The organism is Streptomyces alboflavus (assembly GCF_000716675.1).
GTDB classification, from domain to species: Bacteria; Actinomycetota; Actinomycetes; order Streptomycetales; family Streptomycetaceae; genus Streptomyces; species Streptomyces alboflavus.
In genome coordinates this window covers 122,282-137,206 of record NZ_JNXT01000008.1, presented here as the reverse complement: position 1 = coordinate 137,206, position 14,925 = coordinate 122,282, and the positions used below count along the sequence as shown (strand labels likewise).

The following is a 14,925-nucleotide window of genomic DNA, read 5'->3' as shown; positions in this document are numbered from 1 at the left end:
GGCCATTGTGGATCACTGCCGGTCGTCCTGGTCAGCCGAGGGGTCAGCTCGTGAGCCGGCCGTCGGCCAGTGCGGCGGCGGAAAGCCCGCCGCGTGGTGCGGCCGCGTCGGCGGTCCCCAGGCACTGTCCGCCGTCGAACAGGCCCAGTTCGTACCGCACGGTGTGCTCGTCGTGTCCGGTGACGGCGATCCCGATGTCGTAGGAGCGGGGGTGCAGGACTTCGCCGAGGTAGTTCACGTGGTAGCGCCAGGGGAGGTAGCGCGGGAGTTTCCTCGCGGCGTCGTCTCCCAGCAGGCGGTGCGCGTGGGACGCGATCGCCTCGTCGTACCAGCCGAGTTGGGCGATGTAGTTGACGTGCCGGTTGACGTCGACGTCACCGACGCGGCTGTGGACGGTGGCGGTGGCCGGGTAGTACTGCCGCTCGCGGCGGCGCGGTTCGGGTTTCGACGCGGCTGGCGCACCGGTGCCCGGCAGTCGCAACCCGGCGAGGTCGGCGAGCAGTTCGTCCGGCAGGGCGATCGGCCCGGAACCGTCGGCGAGGACGACGGTGGCCTCGGCCGTGGCGACGAGGCGCTCGTCGACGAACATCCCTTGACCGTAGGTGTACGAGGACCGTCCGGTCGCGCGGACACCGGTGCCGACCCGGACGGTCGAGCCGACCCTGCCGAACGCCGTCAGCCGCTCGACGCGCTGGCTGACGAACAGGATCTGGTAGGGCGTGAACCCGCCGCCGGCCGTGAGCTTGCCGAATCGCGGGAGGCGCAGACCGACCCGTGGATGCTCGAACAGTCGCGACAGCGCCACCGTGCTGATCGTGCCGTCCGGTGCGAGGTCGCCGAACCGCTGCACCACCTGCTGGTGGTGGGGAAAGGTGTCCTCGGTCAGGGGTGCGGCGTGGGACGGTCCGTCGGCAACCTGCTCGTGGTGGTCTGTCACAGGATCCATTGAACGTCATGCACGCACCGCGTGCAACGGTGCGTGCAACACTGCTCTCGCGGTTCGGCGGAGCACTCACTCCGCTCGGCTCCGCTGCCATTAAGCTGCGGTCATGCGTCAGCGGTGGAGTAGACAGACCATTTTGGATGCCGCCGTGGAGCTGCTTTCCGGCTCCGAGAGGGACGAGTCCTTCAGCATGCGCAAGCTGGCCGCCGAACTGGGCACCGACTCCTCCAGCCTGTACCGGCACTTCCGCAATCGCACCGAGCTGATGCTCGCGATCGTGGACCACGTCCTGGTCCAGGCCATGCACGGCTACCGACGGCGGGGGACCTGGCGTGCGCGGCTCGTCGATCTGATCCTGCGCTCATGGGACGCGTACGCCGCGCTGCCGCAGTTGGCGAAGGACGCCGGCCACTATCCGGGCAGCGGGCCCGGCAGCCGGCTGGTGATCGAGGAGACCCTGCAGGCACTCAGCGACGCCGGAGTGCCCGAGGAACTGATCCCCGAGTGGAACGACCGGCTGCTGACCCTGTCCGTGTCCCTGATCTCCGCGCACGCGGCCAGGCAGTCCTCCGGTCCGGCCGAGCAGAAGCGGAGGCGGGAGGCCTTCCAGGTGATCACGCTGGGCGCCGACCCGGCGGACTTCCCCGCGCTGGCGCACTACGGCCGCCGCATCCACCCCGTCGGGTTCACGCGCGAGAGCTTCCTCGCCACGATGAACCTGGTCCTGGACGCGGTGCCCGCGCGGCACGACTGAAGACTCGGCACCGCCGGCGCCCTCAGCCCCGCTCCACCACCATCACCTCCGTCCCCCGCGCCCGCATCGCCCGCACCTCCTCCCGCGCGAGCCCGTCGTCCACGACCACCACGTCGAAGTCGGTGAGCGGCGCGAGCGCGTACAGGCCGTCGCGGGTGAACTTGGTGTGGTCGGCGAGCAGGACGCGGCGCGTGGCCGCCGCCATCATCGCCCGCTTGACCTGCACCGTCTCCGGTGACGTGTGATAGCAGCGGCCGCGGGTCACCGCCGTCGTCGACATGAAGAGGACATCCGCGCGGAACGCCGCCACGCTGTCGGCCGTGTGCAGGCCCATGAACGCGTCGTACGCGGGGAAGTAGGCGCCGCCGAGCGCGATGAGGGAGACGCCGGGCTCCTTGGCGAGCGCCGTGATCGCGGGCAGTGAGTTCGTGAGGACCGTGAGCGGGGTGTGCTCCGTCAGTTCGCGGGTCAGGTGCAGGCAGGTCGTGCTGTCGTCGAGGAGGACCGTCTGGCCGGGGACGAGGAGCCGGGCCGCGGCGCGCGCCAGCCGCTGTTTCGTCTGCGCCATCGTCGTCATGCGCTCGGCGACGCTGCCGTGGAACTGCGCCGACGGCAGCGCCGTCGCCCCGCCGCGCACCTTGCGCAGCCAGCCCTGCGACTGGAGGAAGTCCAGGTCGCGGTGGACGGTCATCAGGCTGACGTCGAAGTCGTCGGCCAGGTCCGCGGCCCGCACGAAGCCGCCCGCGACCACCAGGTCCCGGATGCGGCGCCTGCGCTGCTCGCGCACCTCGACGCGGTCCGCCGCACCGCCTTCGGCCTCGGTCATGGCTCTGCCTTCCCGATGCATCGATGTGAAGTCTCCGAGTGATGATCTCACGTACATCACTCGGCACGGGAGCGCGATTACCGGCTCGACCGGCCGCGCACGCGGGTGCCGCACGCCATCTCACGCGGCCCGTCACCCACCCCGCGTGAGGATTCGCGAACTGTTTGACGTGCCTTTTCGGCCAGTTGTTTGCTCTCTCCAGCCCAGTCGGGGCCGACCTGCCCGAGGGCCGGACGGACCCCGCCAAGACCACGCCCCCAGGGGAGCTTCGATGACGAACAGCCCCGCGCCGCGTTCGCTCTTCACACGCGCCGGTGTCCCGCAGCCCCTCTCCTGGGGCTACCTCGGCCTGCTCGTCTTCATGACGGGCGTCGGCATCGAGGCCGGTTTCCTCTCGCCGTACCTGGAGGACCTCGGCATCCCGTCGTCGCAGGTCGCGATGGTGTTCACCGTGTACGGCGTGACGGGCGCCGTCGCCGGATGGCTGTCCGCCGCGCTCTCCGACCTGTGGGGTCCCCGCCGTGTGATGTGGCTCGGCCTCGGCGCCTTCGTGGTCACCCACGTCTTCTTCCTCGCGGTGGCCGTCCCCAGCAAGGCGTACCCGCTGCTCCTGCTCGGCTACGGCCTGCGCGGCCTCGCCTATCCCTTGTTCGCGTACGCGTTCCTCGTCTGGATCGCCGCCGTCGCGCCGCCGAAGCAGATGGGCAGCGCGATGGGCTGGTTCTGGTCGGCGTTCTCCGCGGGCCTGCCGACGCTCGGCTCGCTCACCGCGAGCCTGCTCATCCCGAGGGTGGGGGAGCGCGGCACCCTGTGGGCCGCGCTCGGCGTGGTGGTGGTCGGCGGGCTGCTCGCGTTGCTCCTGGTGCGGGAACCCACCGGGGCCGCGCGGCTCGCCCCGGCGGGGGAGAGCCCCCTGGCCGGGCTCGTCGGCAGCCTCACCATCCTGGTACGGGAGCCGCGGGTGGGCGCCGGGGCCGTGGTGCGGATGCTCAACACCGCCTCGCAGTTCGGCTTTCTGGTGATGCTTCCGGCGTGGTTCATGCACGAGGTCGGGCTTTCCGACGCCCAGTGGCTCAGACTGCTCGCCATCATGTTCGCCACGAACATCGTCACGAACCTGCTGTTCGGCGTCGTCGGGGACAAGGTCGGCTGGCGCGCGACGGTCGCGTGGTGCGGCGGCGTCGGCTGCACGGTCTCGACGCTGCTCCTGTACTACGTCCCGGCGGCGGCCGGCGCGCAGTACGCGCTGTGTGTCCTGGTCGCCGTGCTGTACGGCGCCACCCTCTCCGGATACGTGCCGCTGTCCGCCCTCATGACCGCCATCGCGCCCGCCCACAAGGGGCAGGCCATGGCCGCCCTGAACCTCGGGGCCGGTGCCTCCACGTTCGTCGGGCCGCTGGTCGTCAGCATCTTCCGGGGGCCGCTCGGCGTGGGCGGCGTCGTCTGGATCTTCGCGGGGTTCCACGCGGTGAGCGCCGCCCTCACCCTCGTACTGAGGACCACGGCCGCGGACAGCGGTCCCGCACCAAGCACCGTCGCGCACGCCGTCGCCACCCCCGCCACGAAGGGTCTGTGACCACCATGTCGGTACTCGCCATCGACGTCGGCACCACCATGATCAAGTCGGTCGTCTTCGACGACCAGGGCGGCGAACTCGCCGTCTCCCGGCTGGAGACCGAGGTGCAGCGCCGCCACCCGGGCTGGGCCGAGCAGGACATGGACACGGTGTGGAACGCGGTCGTCTACACCGTCCGCACCGCCCTGTCCGCCCTCGCCGAACGGCCCGGCCCCGCCGACCCCGTCTGGCTGGTGACGTTCACCGCGCAGGGCGACGGCGCCTGGCTCGTGGACGCGGCGGGGCGGCCCACCGGGCCCGCGATCCTGTGGTCCGACGGGCGCGCCGGCGACCTCCTCACGCGCTGGGAGCGTGCGGGCGTCCTGGAGGAGGCGTTCCGCCGCAACGGCTCGCTGACGTGCAGCGGCATGCCGAACGCCGTGATCAGCTGGCTCGACACCCACGACCCGGACCGCCTCGCCCGCTCCAGCGCCTGCCTGACCGCGGCGGGCTGGCTCTTCCACCACCTCACCGGCGTGACGGCGATCGACGAGTCCGACGCCTCCGCGCCGTTCCTCGACCACGCCACCGGCGACTACGACCCCGGGATCGTGGACCTGTTCGGGCTCGCCGCGCACGCGCGTCTGCTGCCCAAGGTACTCGGCGAGGACGAGCGGATCGCCGAGATCACCGTCGACGCGGCCGCCCAACTCGGCGTGCAGCCGGGCCTCCCCGTGGTGATGGCTCCCTACGACATCGCCTCCACCGCGCGCGGCGTCGGCGTCGTCAACCCCGGCCAGGCGTGCGGCATCCTCGGCACGACACTGTGCACGGAGATCGTCCGCAAGGACGTCGACGCCACCGGGGAGCCGTCCGGCATCAACATCGCCTACCGGGGCCGTGAACGGGTCCTGCGCGCCTTCCCGACCCTCAGCGGCGTCGAGGTGCTGTCCTGGGCCGCGCGCACCCTCCAGCTCGAAGGACCGCCGCAGCTCGGCGAGTCGGCGTTCTCCGCGCCGCCCGGAGCGAACGGCCTGATGTTCCTGCCGTATCTGTCCCCGGCCGGTGAGCGCGCGCCGTTCCTCGACCCGCGCGCCCGCGGCGCCTTCTGGGGCCTGTCCCTGGAGCACACCCCGGCCGACCTCGCCCGCGCCGTCTTCGACGGCCTCTCCCTCGTCGTCCGCGACTCGCTCGCCGCGTCCCGCACGACCGTGACCGAGCTGAGGCTGTGCGGCGGCGGCGCCAACAACGACGACTGGTGCCGCCTCATCGCGGACGCCACCGGCGTGCCCACGGCCCGCTCGGGCGACACCGAACTCGGCGCCAAGGGCGCCTTCCTCACCGGGCTCGTGCTCACCGGCGCCGAGTCCAGCATGCACAGCGCCGCCGCCAAGTACGTGCGGATGCGCACCAGTTGGGAGCCCGACCCGAACCGCGCCCAGTTCTACGCCGGTCTTTACGAGGAGTTCCTGCGCTGGCGGACGCTCGCGCGCGACGCCGGATGGACGGCGGCGGCCCCCGGATCCCGTACCGCACCACCCGGATCCCGCACCGCGCCGGCCTGATCCCGTACCGCGACCGAAGGAGCCCCCCGTGCCTGACCCCGCCCCCCGTCCGCCCCGTGACCCCGCCGGGCTGGCGCCCGAAGCCGTCTGGCTCGGGCTCGACCTCGGCACCCAGAGCGCCCGCTGTGTCGCCGTCGACTCCGCGGGCACCGTCCTCGCCGCCGCGTCCCGGCCGCTGACCAGCCGCCGCGACGGGGTCCGGCACGAGCAGGACCCCGAGGAGTGGTGGACGGCGCTCACCGCCGCCTGCCGGGAGGCGACGGCCGCGCTCGACGACCCCGCCCGCGTCCGGGGCCTCGCCCTCGACGCCACCTCCGGCACCCTCCTGCTCGCCGACGGCCGGGGCGTCCCGCTGACGCCGGGCCTGATGTACGACGACGGGCGCGCCGCCGACCAGGCCGCCCGCGCCAACGCCGTCGGCGGCGCCGTCTGGGGCGCGCTCGGCTACCGCTCCATGCAGGCGTCCTGGGCGCTGCCCAAGCTCCTGTGGCTCCTCGAACACGCGGAGTCGGCCGCGGGCCCGGACGTCCGTGTGCTGCACCAGCCCGACCTCGTCACCTGGCGCCTGGCCGGGCGTCAGGTCGCGACCGACGCCAGCCACGCCCTGAAGACCGGCTACCACCTGGTCGACGAACGCTGGCCCGCCGAGGAGTTCGCCGCGCTCGGCGTGCCCGCCCGGCTGCTGCCCGACGTGGTCCGGCCCGGCAGCGTGCTCGGCACCGTGTGCGCGGCGGCCGCCGAGGCCACCGGCATCCCCGAGGGGACCGCGATCGTCGCCGGGATGACGGACGGCTGCGCCGCGCAGATCGGCGCGGGCGCCCTGACGCCCGGCGCCTGGAACGCGGTGCTCGGCACCACGCTCGTGCTCAAGGGCAGCAGCCCGCACCTCGTGCGCGACCCGGGCGGCGTCGTCTACTGCCACCGCGGCCCCGGCGGGACCTGGCTGCCGGGCGGGGCGTCCAGCAGCGGCGCGGGCGTGCTCGCGCGGGAGTTCCCGGGGGCGGACCTCGCGCGGCTCACGGCGGCCGGTGTCGCCCTGGACGGGGACGCGGTCGCGTACCCCCTGGTGTCGAGCGGCGGCGAACGCTTCCCGTTCCGGGCGGCGGACGCCACGCCCTTCGTCCTCGGCACACCGCGCGGCGAAGCGGGGCGCTTCCACGCGTACCTGCTCGGCGTGGCCTGCGTGGAGCGGCTGTGCCTCGACTACCTGGACCGCATCGGCGCACCCGTCGACGGGCCGCTGACCTTCACGGGCGGCGGCGCGCGCAACGCCTACTGGAACCAGCTGCGCGCCGATGTGCTCGGCCGCCCGGCGCGCGTGCCCGAACAGGCCGAAGGGGCCGTCGGGATGGCGGTCCTCGCGGCGACGTCGAGCGGCGTGCCCGTGCGGGACGCGGCCGCCGCGATGGTGCGCACCGGCGCCGAGGTCCGCCCGGACCCGGCGCGGACCGCCCGCTGGACACCCGTCTACCTCGGCTTCGTCGACGCGCTCGCCGCCCGCGGCTGGCTCGCCCCCGAGGTCGCCGCGCACGCACGCGCACGCGCACACCGACCGCCGCAGTCGGCGGCGGGACGGGCCGCGACGGACACCGAACACCCCCGAGCAAGAGGAACAGCGCAGTGACCCACGTCATTCTCGTACGCCACGGCGAGACCGTCTGGCACGACGGCAACCGCTACGCGGGCCGCACCGACGTCGCGCTCACCCCGCGCGGCCGCCTCCAGGCCGCCGAACTCGCCGCCTGGGCGGCCGGGCAGAGCATCGACGCGGTGTTCAGCTCGCCGCTGTCGCGGGCGCGCCTGACGGCGGCACCCGCGGGGGAGGCGCTCGGCCTGACGCCGCGCGTCGACGAGCGGCTCAGCGAGGTCGACTTCGGCCGCGGCGAGGGCCTCACCCGGGCCGAGATGCGCGACCGCTTCCCCGGCGAGCTGGACGCGTTCCTCGACGACCCCGTCGCCCACCACCTGCCCGACGGCGAGGACCCGCGCGAGGCCGCCGCACGCGCGAGCGCCTGCCTCGCCGACATCGCCGCCGCCTTCCCCGCAGGGCGCGTGCTCGTCGTCGCCCACTCGACGCTGCTGCGCCTGACCCTCTGCGATCAGCTCGGCATCCCCCTGAGCGAGTACCGCAGGGTGTTCCCGCACATGGACAACGGCTCCCTCACCGAACTGCGCGTGCGCGACGGGCAGTCGTCGCTCCTGCGCTTCAACGCGCCCGCGCACCCCGCGCACTGACCGGGGCACCCCTTCCCCTCGTACGCACAGAAAGAAGCCCTCATGAGCACCACCGGCCCTACCGACCCCACTGGTATCGGCGGCCTCACCGTCCTGGCCGCGGGCGACCACTTCGTCCTGCCGCGCCTGCTCGGCGAGGAGGTCCGCCGGGCCACCGACGGCGCCGCGACGGTCCGCGAACTCACCCTGCCCTGGCCGCACACGCCCTTCGGGCCGGTCGGCGAGGTCATCGAGGCGTCCGGGACCGAGGACGAGCTGATCGCGGCGCTCGCCGGGGTCGAGGTGTGCGTGACGCAGATGGCGCCGCTGACCGAACGCGTCCTCGCGGCCTGCCCCGACCTCAAGCTGATGTGCGTCAGCCGGGGCGGACCCGTCAACGCCAACCTGGAGGCCGCGACCCGGCACGGCGTCGCCGTCTGCTACGCCCCGGGGCGCAACGCCGTCGCCACCGCCGAACACACCCTCACGCTGCTCCTCGCGGCGGCGCGCGGCGTCGGCGACACGCACACCGACCTGCGGCTCGGGGTGTGGCGAGGCGACTACTACGACTACGACAACTGCGGCATCGAGATCGAGGGCGCGACCGTCGGCCTGATCGGGTACGGCGCCATCGGCAGCCGGGTCGCGCGGATCCTGGTGGCGATGGGCGCCGAGGTGCTCGTCCACGACCCGTACGTGTCCCCGGAGGCGCTCGCCGGGGTCGCCGAGCAGGTCACGCTCGACGAACTCCTGTCCCGCTCGCGCATCGTCTCCCTCCACGCCCGCGTGACCGAGGAGACCAAGGGCATGATCGGCGCCGAGCAGATCGCCCGGATGCCGCGCGGCTCGGTCCTGGTGAACTGCGCCCGCGGCGCGCTCCTCGACTACGACGCCGTGTGCGACGCCCTGGACAGCGGCCGCCTCGCCGGAGCGGGCTTCGACGTCTACCCGCAGGAGCCCGTCCCCGCCGACTCCCGCCTCCTGTCCACCCCCGGCATCGTCATGACCCCCCACATCGCGGGCGCCAGCCAGGAGGTCGCCCACAAGGCGGCCCGCATCGTCGCGGCGGAAGTCGGCCGCTACCTGCGCGGCGAGCCCCTGGCCCACTGCGCCAACCCGGAGGTCACGGTGGACCGGACCCGGTGAACACACGGGGTCGATAACGCCAACTCCCAGGCCATGGGGGTTTCCTGCGGCGCCCGGAGCCTCATACTCACTGAGGCTCCGGCCACCGCCGGACCCGTCCCCGTCCCCACGTGACCCCGGGAGAGACCCCTCATGGCCCCCTTCACCCGTCGCAGAGCCCTGGGCACCCTCGGCGCCGCCTTCGCGACCGCGGTCGCCGCGCCCCAACTCGCCCACGCCGCCGACGGCTCCCCGTCCGGCGGGCTCCCCGCCACCGAGCCCGCCGCCGCGGCCCGTCACCCGCGCCCCCGCCCCCTCGCCCAGGCCCACGCGCACAACGACTACGAGCACCCCCGCCCCCTCCTGGACGCCCTCGACCACCGCTTCACCAGCGTCGAGGCCGACATCTTCCTCGTCGGCGGCAAGCTCCTGGTCGCCCACGACCCGGAGGACCTGGACCCGAACCGCACCCTGGAATCGCTCTACCTCGACCCGCTGGCGGCCCGCGTCCGCAAGAACCACGGTTCGGTGTACCGGCGTTGGCACGGTGAGTTCCAGCTCCTCATCGACATCAAGACCGAGGGCGCGTCGACCTACCGCGAACTGGACCTGCGTCTGCGCCGCTACCGGCACCTGTTCACCACGTACGCGCACGGCAAGGTCCGCCGCTCCGCCGTGACCGCCGTGATCTCCGGCGACCGCGCGGCCCGGGTGCCGATGGAGGCCCAGCGGGTCCGGCGTGCCTTCTACGACGGCCGTCTCGCCGACCTCGGCAGCGCGGCGCCCGCCTCGTTCATCCCGCTCATCAGCGACAACTGGTCGCTCAACTTCACCTGGCAGGGCGTAGGACCGATCCCGCCCGCCGAGCGGCAGAAGCTCCGGGGCATCGTCTCCACCGCCCACAAGCGCGGGCAGCGCGTCCGCTTCTGGGCCACCCCCGACCTGGCGGGACCGCAGCGCGAGGCGGTGTGGGGCGAACTGCTCGCCGCCGGTGTCGACCACCTCAACACCGACGACCTCGCCGGGCTCCAGCGGTTCCTGGACGCGCGCGGAAGGTAACGGCCCCGCACCCGCTCGCCCGCGGAACCACCCGTCCGGCGGACACACATCTCACCCGGACAAACCCTCCGCTACGCCACACTTGCCGCCGAAAGCAGTGATTCCGGCGTGGCGGAGGAGGTCCGTGATGGCCGTTTCGATTTCCGTGGGGCTGCTGCTCCTGATCCTGGCCGTGGTCGTCCTGCGCCACGGCCGGATGAAGGTGTCGCACGCCGTGATCTGCGGCCTGCTCGGCTTCTATCTCGCGAGCACCAGCGTGGCGCCCACGATCCACAACGGCATGAACGCGACGGCGGACATCGTCAGCGGTATTCATCCCTGAGGGTTCCGGCCGCTCCGGCGTGATCGTTTCGGCCGCGTGAACAACTCCCGTACGTACATGGACACTTCAAGGAGTCGGCCCTAGCTTCGGGCCATGCCACGCCTTACCCGAAGTAACCGCGGCCGGGCCCTCGCGCTGTGCCTCGCTCTGACGGCGGCCGTCCTGCCGGTCCTCGCCGCTGAGGCCCATGCCGACGAGATCCCCAACGCCCCCGGCCACCGGCTCGTCGACCAGTACACCGGGCAGCCCGCCACGGCCCGCCCGGTCCCCGGTGACCCGCCGCCGCAGCACCCCCACCTCGCCGCCAACGGCCGCAGCGGCATGCACGCCGACGCCGCGGGCAGCGGCACCTACCCCTGGAACGGCCCGCTCGGCCACCAACCGCGGGTGACCAGCGAGAAGATGGCGGCGCTCGGCGGGGAGTGCGCGACCGTCACCTTCGACAAGGACGGGCGGATCGTCACCGTCTGCGGCACGTTCTCCGGATTCCTCGTGAAGCTGCTCGACCCGGGGACCCTGCGCACCCTCGCCGAGTACAAGCTGCCGCAGCGCCCCTCCACCGTCGAGGCGATCACCCGGCTCGACTTCTCGAAGATCTTCAAGGACACGTCGGGCGGCGCCTACTCCTACCTCGACGACGAGGACCGGCTCGTCCTCGCCGACTCCCGGCAGCACATCGTGCGGCTCGCGCACGAGCAGGCCCCCGACGGCAGCCGGCGGTTCGTCGTCGAGGACGACTGGGACCTGACCGCGCACGTCCCGCACGACTGCGTGTCGTGGACGAACCTGTACCCGAGCGGTACCTGCGACCCGGTCACCTCCGTCATGCCCGACTGGGACGGCCGGATCTGGTGGGTGACCCGGCAGGGCCGCGTCGGCACCGTCGACCCCGACAGCGGCGCGATCCGCTCCGTGCGGCTCGGCGGCGAGGAGATCCAGAACTCCTTCTCCGTCGCCGAGGACGGCGTGTCGATCGTCTCCGACCACGCCCTGTACAGCTTCGAGGCGGCCGCCGACGGCACCCCGAAGGTCCTCTGGCGCCAGACCTACGACCGCGGCACCGGCACCAAACCCGGCTCGGTGAACCAGGGTTCGGGCACCACGCCCGACCTCTTCGGCACCGACGAGGACTACGTGGCCATCACCGACAACGCCGACGACCGCATGCACGTCCTCGTCTACCGCCGCGACCCCGACGTGCCCGAGGACCGCCGACTGGTCTGCGAGGTCCCCGTGTTCGGCTCCGGCGCGTCGACCACCGACAACTCCCTGATCAGCCACGGCGACAGCCTCGTCGTCGAGAACAACTACGGCTACGAGAACATCACTTCCCTGACCTTCGGCCGCAGCGTCGTCGGCGGCGTCAGCCGGATCGACGTGCGCGCGGACGGCAGCGGCTGCGACACCGTGTGGGAGAGCCCCGTGCGCTCGCCGTCCACCGTCCCCAAGCTGTCGACCACGAACGGGCTGCTGTACTTCTACACGAAGGAGCCCCACCGCCTCGGCATCGACGCCTGGTACCTCACCGCCGTCGACTTCCGCACCGGCGAGCCCCGCTGGAAGCGGCTCACCGGCACGGGCGTCGCGTACGACAACAACTGGGCGCCCGTGACGCTCGGCCCGGACGGGACGGCGTACGTCGGGGTGTTCAACGGCCTGGTGGCGGTGCGGGACGCGTCCCCGTGACCCGGGCGGCGCCCCCGCGCCCGTACCGGCCCTAGCCGCGGGAGAACACCGCGATGCCGTTGGGGACCGGGCGCTCCGCGCCGCCGCTCGGATGGTTGCGCACCGAGACCGCGGGCGCGCCCGGCTCCCGCGCGGCCAGCGTGCTGGAGCCACCGCCGTCCAGGCTGAAGCCGTCGTCGGCGCCGAGGGCGCGCAAGGAGGCGGCGACCTCGGCGATCGTCAGACCGGCGCGGAACTCGGGGCCGCCGTCCAGGGCGACGAGGTAGAGCCGCTTGCCGTCGGCGGAGACGCCGGCCGAGGTGCGCACGGCCGCGACCCGGTCGTCCAGTCCGGGCAGCGGCGCGCCGTCGCGCAGCAGCGGGTAGCCGCCGAGCGCGAAGCTGTACGGGACGCGTGACGTCGCCGCGACCAGGCGGTGGCGCACCCGCACCGGGTCGCCCGGCGACAGCTTGCGCAGCTCCTGCGCGCCCGCCTCGCGGCCGACGAGGACCGTGGTGCCCTCGGCGATGGGACCGCGGCCCGGGGTGTCGGCCCGGTCCACGACCCGCCCGTGACGCACTGTCACCTCATAGGTGTCGGCGGAGCACGGCGCGCCCCGGTCGGTGTCGGTGCCGCAGGTGGCCCGCACGCGGGACGTCTGGCCCCAGGCGCTGGTGAACGCGCCGACGGAACCCTCCGCCAGGGCGTACTGGTTGAGGCCGCGCAGCGGCAGCCGGCCCGACCGGGTGTGGATGCGGCCGTCCAGGGCCATGCGGTCGAGGCGCGCCCTGCGGTCGATGCCCACGCCCAGGACGTCCTCGGTGGTGGTGCCGGGCGGCAGCGCGGGGCCGAAGCGCTGGCCGTTGGGCACCGAGGCCTTGAGGTGGCGGCCGGAGGCGATGGCGGGTCCGACGGGCGCGCCGGTCGCCTCGACCCCGGGGTGCTGGGTCTCCGTGATGTTGAAGAAGTCGCCGTTGACGCCCGCGACGGCACCGGCGGTGTCGGACATCGCGGACACGGTCTGCCGGGCGCCGACCGCGCCCGGGTGGAGCAGGCCGAGGCGGACCCGCGGATCGCGCAGGTTCACCTCCAGGACGTGCGCGTGGGCCGGGCCGCGCGGGGTCGGGATGTCGAAGTCCCGGTACTCCACACCGGGGGCGATCGGCGTGCTCGCCGCCGTGTCGTCGCCGGAAGCGCCGCTGGCCGGTGCCGCCCCCGTGAGGGCGGCACCGGCCAGCGTGGTCAGGACGGTCAGGACGGCGAAGGGGCCTCTTCGGGCCGCCCATCGCCGGGTGCCGGTTCTGCGCCGGGCACTACGTCGCGTACACCGTGTCACAGGTCCCCCTCGTCTCGGACGGGCTGCCAACTGTCCCAGTGGCAGGAGGAGTTGACCAGACGGCGATGGCTACGTCCCGACGAGCCGGGAACGGATCAGGAAACGCACGCCTTCGGGCGCCTCCAGGGAGAAGCCGCTGCCCCGGCCCTCCACGACGTCGACGATGAGCCGGGTGTGGCTCCACACCTCGAACTGGCTCCTGGACATCCAGAACCGTACTGGCTCCGCCACCCCCGCCACGTCCAGCGACGCGAGCAGGACGTCGGAGTCACCCGTGCGGAACTCACCGTCGGGGTAGCACATCGGCGCGCTGCCGTCGCAGCAGCCGCCGGACTGATGGAACATCAGCGGGCCGTGGGCCGCCCGCAGCCGCCGCAGCAGATCGGCGGCGGCAGCGGTGAGTTCCACGCGCGGGGTCTCGGCCATGGGCGATCGCACTCCTCCGGACGGCGGACGGCGGACGGCGCACCGTGACGGCGCGGCCGGTCCAGTCAACGCGGCCGGACGTTGCGAGGAGGTTGCGACGGTCCCGGGAGGCACGTGTGGAGCGGGTGCGAGGTACGGGTGGGGCGGGCGGCCCCCAGACCGCCCGCCCCGGATGCCGGTGAACGTCAGCCGATCGGCTCGCGCATCTCCTCGCGCACGCGAAGCGTCGTCTCCGCGAGCTTGTCGAGGTCGATGGCGTCGGGGTCCTGCGTCGCGCTCTCGGGGGTGACCAGGCCCACGGCCGCGCCGGTGTTGTCGTCGGCCCAGGCGCACAGCGGAACGTTGCTCGTCACGCCGTTCTGCGACGACTTGAGCACCTGGCAGCGCACGGTGAGGTCGGAGCCCTTGGGGGTGATGTCCCGCGCGGGGACGGCGACCGAGGCGCCGTCCGCGCCGGCCGAGCCCTCCATCAGGTCCTTGCGCGCCTCGCCGGGATCCTTGAAGCGCCCGTACATCCCGGAGACCACGAGCGCGTTCCGCGAGAACGTGCCCCTGCCGTTGAACTGGCCGACGACCGCCTTCGGGTCCCGGACGTTGGAGCGGTTCTTGTTCTCCTCGACCACCTTCCGGCCCGCCGTGTCGGAGAGGTCCTGCGCGAGCTTGTAGGTCCCGTTGAGCAGCGTGCCCGGCATCCGCAGCCGGTACTTCGCCTCCGGGAACCCGGCGTCCGTGGTGCTGCCGATCACGGCGAGCGCGACAAGGATCACGATGACGGCGCCCACGACGCCCCCGACGATGCCGAGGATCTTGCCGGTGCGACGCCCGCCCTGCGGCGGTCCGCCGTACTGCCCGCCCCAGGGCGCGGGCCCGGGAGCAGCGGGAAAGGGCGCGTACTGGCCCTGGGGCGGGGCCTGTCCCGGGTGCTGCGGCGGGGCGTACGGAGACGGCGGGGGCTGCTGCCCGTAGGGGGCCTGAGCTGGGCCGAAGCCCTGCGGGGGCGGTGGTGGCGGCGTGGACATGGCGACACGCTACGTCACACTTGTGACGGTACGACAACCGGCCCGGCGGCGTCCGTCCCCGTACGCGAGGCGCAGCCCGGCCACGGCGCTCGCCACCACTCGCTCCCCGTCCGGCC

At 73.4% G+C, this 14,925-nt stretch carries 14 protein-coding genes; 9 read left to right on the top strand and 5 right to left on the bottom strand.

Annotation, left to right across the window (positions count from 1 at the left end; translation table 11 throughout):
• Nucleotides 1–43: 43 nt before the first annotated feature.
• On the bottom strand, nt 44–937 hold the full coding sequence (locus tag OO63_RS08850; RefSeq protein WP_234335427.1) for an acyl-CoA thioesterase: 894 nt from the start codon (nt 935–937) through the stop codon (nt 44–46).
• 112 nt (nt 938–1,049) lie between these two features.
• Here OO63_RS08850 and OO63_RS08845 point away from each other — a divergent pair, with 112 nt between their 5' ends.
• Nucleotides 1,050–1,697, top strand: a complete 648-nt coding sequence (locus OO63_RS08845) for a TetR/AcrR family transcriptional regulator (protein ID WP_033263953.1) — start codon at nt 1,050–1,052, stop codon at nt 1,695–1,697.
• Nucleotides 1,698–1,719: 22 nt separating this feature from the next.
• On the opposite strand, the gene OO63_RS08840 is transcribed toward OO63_RS08845, so the two are convergent.
• Entirely contained in the window at nt 1,720–2,523 is an 804-nt protein-coding gene (locus OO63_RS08840) for a DeoR/GlpR family DNA-binding transcription regulator (RefSeq protein WP_031192328.1), read from the bottom strand.
• Nucleotides 2,524–2,794: 271 nt separating this feature from the next.
• Here OO63_RS08840 and OO63_RS08835 point away from each other — a divergent pair, with 271 nt between their 5' ends.
• From OO63_RS08835 to OO63_RS08800, 8 genes are all read left to right on the top strand, one after another.
• Nucleotides 2,795–4,099: an MFS transporter gene (locus OO63_RS08835; RefSeq protein ID WP_031192327.1), complete on the top strand. Its 1,305-nt coding sequence runs from the start codon at nt 2,795–2,797 to the stop codon at nt 4,097–4,099.
• 5 nt (nt 4,100–4,104) lie between these two features.
• Nucleotides 4,105–5,643: an FGGY-family carbohydrate kinase gene (locus tag OO63_RS08830; RefSeq protein ID WP_031192326.1), complete on the top strand. Its 1,539-nt coding sequence runs from the start codon at nt 4,105–4,107 to the stop codon at nt 5,641–5,643.
• 28 nt (nt 5,644–5,671) lie between these two features.
• Nucleotides 5,672–7,267 carry an FGGY-family carbohydrate kinase gene (locus OO63_RS08825; protein WP_051810667.1) on the top strand — a complete coding sequence of 532 codons (1,596 nt, stop codon included), beginning with the start codon at nt 5,672–5,674 and terminating at the stop codon, nt 7,265–7,267.
• The gene (locus OO63_RS08820) at nt 7,264–7,878 is read left to right on the top strand and encodes a histidine phosphatase family protein (RefSeq protein ID WP_030363925.1); all 615 of its coding nucleotides are present in this window, start codon (nt 7,264–7,266) and stop codon (nt 7,876–7,878) included. The genes OO63_RS08825 and OO63_RS08820 overlap by 4 nt, the downstream gene beginning before the upstream one ends.
• A gap of 42 nt (nt 7,879–7,920) precedes the next feature.
• On the top strand, nt 7,921–9,003 hold the full coding sequence (locus OO63_RS08815; RefSeq protein WP_051810666.1) for a 2-hydroxyacid dehydrogenase: 1,083 nt from the start codon (nt 7,921–7,923) through the stop codon (nt 9,001–9,003).
• A gap of 132 nt (nt 9,004–9,135) precedes the next feature.
• Nucleotides 9,136–10,041, top strand: a complete 906-nt coding sequence (locus OO63_RS08810; protein WP_031192323.1) for a phosphatidylinositol-specific phospholipase C/glycerophosphodiester phosphodiesterase family protein — start codon at nt 9,136–9,138, stop codon at nt 10,039–10,041.
• A 127-nt stretch (nt 10,042–10,168) separates the two neighbouring features.
• Entirely contained in the window at nt 10,169–10,363 is a 195-nt protein-coding gene (locus OO63_RS08805) for a hypothetical protein (protein WP_031192322.1), read from the top strand.
• A gap of 93 nt (nt 10,364–10,456) precedes the next feature.
• Nucleotides 10,457–12,049 (top strand): hypothetical protein, encoded by a 1,593-nt coding sequence (locus OO63_RS08800; protein ID WP_031192321.1) that lies wholly within the window; start codon nt 10,457–10,459, stop codon nt 12,047–12,049.
• Between the two features lie 31 nt (nt 12,050–12,080).
• On the opposite strand, the gene OO63_RS08795 is transcribed toward OO63_RS08800, so the two are convergent.
• From OO63_RS08795 to OO63_RS08785, 3 genes are all read right to left on the bottom strand, one after another.
• Nucleotides 12,081–13,364 (bottom strand): phosphodiester glycosidase family protein, encoded by a 1,284-nt coding sequence (locus OO63_RS08795; RefSeq protein ID WP_397622197.1) that lies wholly within the window; start codon nt 13,362–13,364, stop codon nt 12,081–12,083.
• Between the two features lie 69 nt (nt 13,365–13,433).
• On the bottom strand, nt 13,434–13,790 hold the full coding sequence (locus OO63_RS08790) for a DUF779 domain-containing protein (RefSeq protein ID WP_030363899.1): 357 nt from the start codon (nt 13,788–13,790) through the stop codon (nt 13,434–13,436).
• A gap of 185 nt (nt 13,791–13,975) precedes the next feature.
• Nucleotides 13,976–14,809 carry a hypothetical protein gene (locus OO63_RS08785; protein ID WP_031192319.1) on the bottom strand — a complete coding sequence of 278 codons (834 nt, stop codon included), beginning with the start codon at nt 14,807–14,809 and terminating at the stop codon, nt 13,976–13,978.
• Between the last annotated feature and the right edge of the window lie 116 nt (nt 14,810–14,925).

Bases quoted from the DNA above. Each gene is read 5' to 3' on its own strand.
- OO63_RS08845 (WP_033263953.1), top strand. From the start codon at position 1,050: ATGCGTCAGCGGTGGAGTAGACAGACCATTTTGGATGCCGCCGTGGAG.
- OO63_RS08840 (WP_031192328.1), bottom strand. From the start codon at position 2,523: ATGACCGAGGCCGAAGGCGGTGCGGCGGACCGCGTCGAGGTGCGCGAG.
- OO63_RS08835 (WP_031192327.1), top strand. From the start codon at position 2,795: ATGACGAACAGCCCCGCGCCGCGTTCGCTCTTCACACGCGCCGGTGTC.
- OO63_RS08830 (WP_031192326.1), top strand. From the start codon at position 4,105: ATGTCGGTACTCGCCATCGACGTCGGCACCACCATGATCAAGTCGGTC.
- OO63_RS08815 (WP_051810666.1), top strand. From the start codon at position 7,921: ATGAGCACCACCGGCCCTACCGACCCCACTGGTATCGGCGGCCTCACC.
- OO63_RS08810 (WP_031192323.1), top strand. From the start codon at position 9,136: ATGGCCCCCTTCACCCGTCGCAGAGCCCTGGGCACCCTCGGCGCCGCC.
- OO63_RS08805 (WP_031192322.1), top strand. From the start codon at position 10,169: ATGGCCGTTTCGATTTCCGTGGGGCTGCTGCTCCTGATCCTGGCCGTG.
- OO63_RS08800 (WP_031192321.1), top strand. From the start codon at position 10,457: ATGCCACGCCTTACCCGAAGTAACCGCGGCCGGGCCCTCGCGCTGTGC.
- OO63_RS08790 (WP_030363899.1), bottom strand. From the start codon at position 13,790: ATGGCCGAGACCCCGCGCGTGGAACTCACCGCTGCCGCCGCCGATCTG.
- OO63_RS08785 (WP_031192319.1), bottom strand. From the start codon at position 14,809: ATGTCCACGCCGCCACCACCGCCCCCGCAGGGCTTCGGCCCAGCTCAG.